At 73.9% G+C, this 1,018-nt stretch carries 1 protein-coding gene; it reads left to right on the top strand.

Annotation, left to right across the window (positions count from 1 at the left end; translation table 11 throughout):
- Window positions 1–391: 391 nt before the first annotated feature.
- On the top strand, window positions 392–985 hold the full coding sequence (locus K6I34_RS37380; RefSeq protein WP_229332459.1) for a HEAT repeat domain-containing protein: 594 nt from the start codon (window positions 392–394) through the stop codon (window positions 983–985).
- Window positions 986–1,018 lie beyond the last annotated feature (33 nt).

Genomic DNA, 1,018 nt, shown 5'->3' on the forward strand with positions numbered 1-1,018 from the left:
GGGGAGGAGTGGGCAGGGGTCGGCTCAGGGGTGGACGTACGGTCCATCGCGAGACTCCAGAAGGTGTTCCCCGGGCGACGGGGATGCGTCGGTCGGTTGCCGTGCTGGTGCGCGGACCCTGGCGGGCCGCGACGACCGTGGGATTTCCGGGTACGGGTAAGGAGCGCCCACGGAAGGGGAGTTGTACGAACGGCGGGCCCTGTCCCGGGGCCGAGCCGTGATCACGTGCCGAACCGACGAACCGACGTGACTCCTGCGGCGGCTGCGTCACCAGACCGCCCGAGCGGGAGTACTGCTCTTGCCGGGAGATTAACTCACGGGTAACCAAGAGCACCAGGGGAAGGGCTCGCGACTTACGATGGTTCAGGCCACTCGGGGAGGAGAGCAGGCAATGGAAGAGGAATTTCGGGCCCTGCTGAAGCGCGTGCGCGCCGAACTGGTCACCCCCGCCGAGTTCGCGGAGTACGAGCGGCTGGTCGCCCTCGTGCGCACCGGCCGCGGCGGGCGGCGCGACGAGCTCGCCGCTCTCCTGGTGGCCCCCGAAAGGCCCCTGTGGGCGCGGGAGATAGCCGCCTTCGCGCTCGGCGCCGAGCGCGACCGGCGCGCCTTCGAGACGCTGGTCCTCCTGCTCAACTACCGCGAGCCGGTGCGGTGCGCGACCGCGGCCTTCGTCCTCGCCCGGCTCGGCGACCCGCGGACCGCGCGCGCGGCGGCCGCGCTCGCCACGAACCCGCTGCGCACCGCGTACGCCCTGCATCCGGTGCGGCTCCTGACCGAGCTGCGGGCACCGGAGTCGGTGCCCGCGCTCCTCGCCACGCTGGAACGCCTGCTGGCGGCGCGCGACCACTGCTGGCCGGTGGCCCGCGCCTGCGTCGAGGGGCTCGGCGCGCTGGGTGACCGCCGCGCGGAGGACGTCCTCGTGGCGGCGCGCCGCCACGACCGCTTGCGCGTGGCGGCGCACGACGCGCTCTCCCGCTTGCGCTAGCCGACGACGGCGGGTCACCGTCCCCGGGGGCTC

Origin of the sequence: Streptomyces sp. UNOC14_S4 (assembly GCF_020740835.1) — a bacterium.
Taxonomy (GTDB): Bacteria; Actinomycetota; Actinomycetes; order Streptomycetales; family Streptomycetaceae; genus Streptomyces.